General features: G+C 56.7%; 5 protein-coding genes and 1 tRNA gene. 3 read left to right on the forward strand and 3 right to left on the reverse strand.

From position 1 onward, the window contains the following. The first annotated feature begins 622 nt into the window (after positions 1–622). Entirely contained in the window at positions 623–1,150 is a 528-nt protein-coding gene (locus tag MKK69_RS18700) for a hypothetical protein (protein ID WP_243970292.1), read from the forward strand. Between the two features lie 73 nt (positions 1,151–1,223). After that, positions 1,224–1,299, forward strand: a tRNA-Ile gene (locus MKK69_RS18705). A gap of 4 nt (positions 1,300–1,303) precedes the next feature. On the opposite strand, the gene MKK69_RS18710 is transcribed toward MKK69_RS18705, so the two are convergent. The 3 genes from MKK69_RS18710 to MKK69_RS18720 form a co-directional block, all read right to left on the reverse strand. Then, positions 1,304–1,753: a hypothetical protein gene (locus MKK69_RS18710; RefSeq protein ID WP_243970284.1), complete on the reverse strand. Its 450-nt coding sequence runs from the start codon at positions 1,751–1,753 to the stop codon at positions 1,304–1,306. 376 nt (positions 1,754–2,129) lie between these two features. Continuing rightward, positions 2,130–2,993, reverse strand: coding sequence for a hypothetical protein (locus tag MKK69_RS18715; RefSeq protein WP_243970286.1), 864 nt, complete (start codon positions 2,991–2,993; stop codon positions 2,130–2,132). Positions 2,994–3,251: 258 nt separating this feature from the next. After that, positions 3,252–3,884: a hypothetical protein gene (locus MKK69_RS18720; RefSeq protein WP_243970288.1), complete on the reverse strand. Its 633-nt coding sequence runs from the start codon at positions 3,882–3,884 to the stop codon at positions 3,252–3,254. A 266-nt stretch (positions 3,885–4,150) separates the two neighbouring features. Here MKK69_RS18720 and MKK69_RS18725 point away from each other — a divergent pair, with 266 nt between their 5' ends. Beyond that, complete coding sequence (locus tag MKK69_RS18725) at positions 4,151–4,453, forward strand: hypothetical protein (protein ID WP_243970290.1); 303 nt, start codon at positions 4,151–4,153, stop codon at positions 4,451–4,453. Positions 4,454–4,756 lie beyond the last annotated feature (303 nt).

The following is a 4,756-nucleotide window of genomic DNA, read 5'->3' on the forward strand; positions in this document are numbered from 1 at the left end:
CACACCCAAGTCCCTGCCGGTGTCGCTCCGGTTGCCGCCTGAAGTGAAGGCGGCTGCTGAGAAAGCCGCGAAGGACGACATGCGGTCGATGTCCAGCTTTATGGAGAAGCTCCTCACCGAGCACCTCAAGGCGAAGGGCTATCTGAAGTGAAGATGATTACCGTTGGCGATCGCGGAGCGATCAGATGCGCGCAATCCTCATTGCCGCGGTAGTCGCGATCGCGGTTGTCGCAGTCGTGGTTCTCAGTCAAGTCGTGACGCACGGCTAGGACGAACCTGATTCGCTGTGGCCTGTCGACCACGCAAATTCTGAATTGGCCAAACGTTCAAATTTCGCGCTGGCAGCCGGCGGTAGGCTAAGCGCATCACTGGGCTCGCTTCTACGAGCAGACGCCCATGCCGATGCCTCTCTACGACCGCCTACACCGCTATATCGTGGTCGCGCTGCTGTGCGGCGGTTTGGCGATGATCGGAGCGGCTTGGCTCTGGGACGGGTTGTGACGGACTGGTTTACCGGCCAGGGCTACGCGCGGCACGGCGAGGATCCTGAGGGGGCACAATGATCCGGTTCGGGAATGCGCCCTCCAATTCCGATCATAAGACCAAGAAAGTCGATTTACCGATGGCGAATGACGACACTCTCGCGAAGGCTCTGGCCAGCGTGAGGCAGCAGCGCGAGACCCTTGAGGCTGAGTACGAGCGGGTCAGTAGTGAGCTATCGAAGCTCCGCCTCGCTGAGCGGTCGCTTGCGTCGATCGTGGAAGGCACGCCGCTGGAGGAGGAAACCGGCTCGCAGCCGAGTCGTCGCCGTGCCTCAGCTAACGAGGATCAGCCTCGTGCGAGCCGCGGTCCGCGCGGGCCCCGGGCCAACTCTGCCAAGGGTCGGCTGAAGGCGCTCTTGGAGGAAGCCGGTTCCGAGGGGTTGACTCACGCCGAGATCAGCGAACGCCTGACGGACGTGGCGGCCAACACCCTGAACACGTACCTCAGCGTGATGGCGAACAGCGGCGAGCTGGAGCGAGACGGCGACACATACCGCGCCGGCACTCCCGCTGCGGCTGCTGCAGCGGATCCCGCCTCGGATGATGAGGACGAGGGCGATATTGAGGACGACCGGGAAGACAGCGATAAGGCGGAGGCGGCCGAGTAGCGCTATTCGCTCCCTCACATACCAACGAGACGCGCATTGCGCCTGCGGACCAGCGATGGCTGCGCGGGTGCCGGGGCCCGTAGCTCAATGGTTAGAGCCGGCCGCTCATAACGGTCTGGTTGCAGGTTCGAGTCCTGCCGGGCCCACCAAGCTTTACGCAACGCTCCAAGGCGGCGGCATCCGGCAGAACTGTGGCTCTGCCGCATCACTCACGAATGCGTGATTTTCAGACACGACCGGGAAACGCTGGCTACTCAACTTCCAGTTTGAGGGAGCTGTCACATGCCAGACCAGACTGGAGAAACCCGTACCCACGCTGTCGATCGAGCGCTGCTCGTCGCGGCCCTCATCTCGTTTGGCTTCGGCATGGTCGCGATGCTGAGCGGCTTGCTGCGGTAGGCTGATAGTCGAAGCACGCCCCAAGCGCACTAAATGGACCGTATGCCTACGCTCGGCCTCACGCTCCCGCTTCGGATCTGCATCCTTGACGACGCCGCCTGCGTCGAGGACGCCAACGGCCGACGTACCGGGTTCGTCGCCTGGTCGGATGGTGGTGGCGACGCCGACGATGAGCCGTTCACGCGTGCCGAGGCTATCGAGCAAGTCCGCCTTATCGCGAGTGCCTGGGCCAACGCACTGGCCAGCAGCGGCACGCTCGATACCGGCCCCGCCCCCGAACCAGGCGCGGCCGGTGCTGAGCCATCGCCAGAAGGCTGAGGACGCCCTCGAAGCCGCTGGCGTCGTCTTCATTGAGGAGAATGACGAGGGGCCGGGAGTGAGGCTGAGGAAGGCCTCAGACCGACCGGTAGCCAGAATGGCAACTATCGCCACGGCCAGCGGACCCAGACTGCAGCGGTGATTCAACAAGAATGTCAGGAGGTGCTGGCGGCCTCGTTGAAGCTACTGTCGCGACTATCTTGAGTGGTTAGCCGTTGCTCCGCCACCGATCCCATATGGGGAGTCTGTGAAGGTCTGACTTCTATTTGAGCAAAGTAGACAGAACTGGATTGGATATCAAACGCGTTCTCAGTTTAGCTCTAATACCATCATCCAGTAGGTCATCCTTCCTCAGCTGTTCAAGAAATGCATCAATAGCTTCCTCTTTTTTGTTTCTAACGGCCAGCTGGTCAATACGCTTACGGATTTCTTCGCTCGGCAATCCTTCAACATCCGTAATTTTAATGTTCTTTCGAGCCGCGTCCGCCTTTTTTTCATCAATCACCGCAACGTTTTCTTCCAAAATTGTGTTCAGTAGCGACTTCCAGTCTTGAGTTGACTTGGAATTAGGAACCCAATCTTCAGTTCCAACTCTTGAATACAAATTTCCAATTAACCAGCCAAATTTGCTTTGGAAGCCTTGATCCAACCCAAGTTTGCGCGCGGATAAACACGCATCATAATGTTGAGATTTCAGACTTATTGCCAAACGAAGATATGCGCAAGAGCGCTCAGGAATACCGTTGACTGGATCTTCATGTAGATAAAAATATTCTGGATGATTGTTGTTCAGCAATCTTTCAATGAACATTATAAGTCGGTCGCGTGCTTTGCCACTTACAGCTTCGGCCGCAACCATAATCTCCGTTTGATATTTTTTAAGCTCACGGTCAAACACTCCGCTGAACGGCTTTACAGCGCAGAGCGTAACATATGGCGTTCCGATGCCGTCGCCCCTTCGAACCAAGTCGCATGATTGCGTTGTTATTAAATACGCGGTGAATTTTGCACTGCGATAATATGGATGATAGTAGCCGATTAATGTGCTCAACTGCTCGTTAGGAAATAGGATATCACCTTGCTGTAGATCTGAACCTTCGTCAGGTTTTGAGTAAGTGAAATGCATAGCTTGATGATAATTTAGTCTTGATCGGTCTGAGAGTCGTGCGGCCTACGGTTGGCTTGTAAATTGGCGCGTCTTCTTTGATGGCTTTTGACATCATATGTAATGCTAAACTTGCTCGCACCGCCGGTGCTCAAAGTCAGCATGAAGCTGGTAGGGCCCATATCAGGGGATATGGACGACGGGCTTGCAGGCGTCCGGACAATATTTGTTTGATAAGCATCGCCATCCGGCATGCCGATTTCGGTATCAACCTCGCGCTTACTCATCGGCAGGCCCCTCAATCTCGAGGCCATATATTGCACTCAAGAATGCCTCGCCATGCTGTCTATAGTGCACAAGCCTGCCTGCAAGCGCACTCAATGCGACTTGGGTTTCATCTACGGCTAAATGATAGTTAAGAGCTATACGCACGCTGCCGTCTTCGATTTGCGAGACCATCATGTTAAGTTGTCTATCCTCAAAGTCCAATTCCCGTCTCACTCGAGCCGACCTGATCTTCATTCCATAATCTGCGATGCGCGACGCGTCGTCAATATTAAAGACTGTTAACAATTCCGTAGTCGGATTTTCCTCTATATAAGTGAAATTTATCCCTAGCGCCGTAATGGGAGTTACTGGTAGCGCCTCTAAAAGCCGACCAGCAGCTTCTTCGATAGCTAATAATGAGCTATCTTTCGTGTCGTTTACAGAGAAAACTACATTGTGGGGCCTGGGTACAAAGACAAGGTTATCAAATCTATATCGAATATTTGCCTGCATGCCCTGCAAAACGAGATCGATATCAACTTTCTCGCGTCCAAAAATACTGTTCGTGACCCATTCCGGATTGAGAATTTCCATATTCCAGCGCCCGGCCAGAACGATCGTCCAGTTCGATAAAAGTGGCTTCATGACGACACGCCCTTGCCCGGCTTGGCCCCGAGAATGCCCCACCTGCACGGAGCGGCCCCTTTTTGCAAACCTGCGCCGCTACGGTTAAGCCTAGCTTAACCATAACTGGAGCGGTTGAGTCCTCAATAGCTCCTATGTGGGCGGATGGCTTCTTCTCTGGGGTGTTCACCGAGAGGGCAGCGGCCGCAATCCGTCTGGTCCTTTTTGCCCTCAGCACCGCATCGTCGATAGGTTGCCCGTAGCCGTTGCTTAACTATCCTCCCGCCATGCGCACAGCCCTCGCCGCCCTCGTTCTCATCGTCGCTGCTGGTGGAGCGAGCGCTCAGCAGCAACTGCCGACGGTTCCAGAACTGCTGACCGCTGAGTTGAAAGCCTCGCAGGCCTGTGAGGCCGCCGGGGATCCGGCTGTCACCCACGAGCAGTGCGGGCTTCATGACCGATTGAGCGGTCGTCTAGCCCAGGCCGGCTACTGCTATGGCCGCAAGGGGCAGGCCGACGAAAAGAAAGAGTGGCACGCCTGCCAGCCGGACTCGATCTACGAGGATGACATCGAGGCAGTGCAGCGCTGACGCTGACAATAAATGGCCGTCGCGGCGCTGAGCCGGGCGGGCATGGATCATGCGCCGTTATCGCTGCCGCTCCCTCGACGGTGAGCGCTCGGCCTTTCGTCGCACGCTGGCTTTTCCTCCGAACCGTCAGCGGCGCACGCAGTTGCCGCCTGACCACGATGGAGGAGAGCACGATGTCGAACCCAGCCAAGGGACAGCACGGCGATGGCCAGCGCCACAGCACGATGAGCGCCCAGGAACAGAAGGCCGCCGAGGTCCAAGAGGCCGGGAGCGCAAAGGCCAACGCAGGCCACCCTGAGGTTC

It is taken from the genome of Methylobacterium sp. J-026, from assembly GCF_022829585.1.
Taxonomy (GTDB): domain Bacteria; phylum Pseudomonadota; class Alphaproteobacteria; order Rhizobiales; family Beijerinckiaceae; genus Methylobacterium.

Excerpts from the sequence above, each read along its gene's own strand:
- MKK69_RS18720 (WP_243970288.1), bottom strand. The coding sequence starts at position 3,884 with ATGAAGCCACTTTTATCGAACTGGACGATCGTTCTGGCCGGGCGCTGG.
- MKK69_RS18715 (WP_243970286.1), bottom strand. The coding sequence starts at position 2,993 with ATGCATTTCACTTACTCAAAACCTGACGAAGGTTCAGATCTACAGCAA.
- MKK69_RS18725 (WP_243970290.1), top strand. The coding sequence starts at position 4,151 with ATGCGCACAGCCCTCGCCGCCCTCGTTCTCATCGTCGCTGCTGGTGGA.
- MKK69_RS18700 (WP_243970292.1), top strand. The coding sequence starts at position 623 with ATGGCGAATGACGACACTCTCGCGAAGGCTCTGGCCAGCGTGAGGCAG.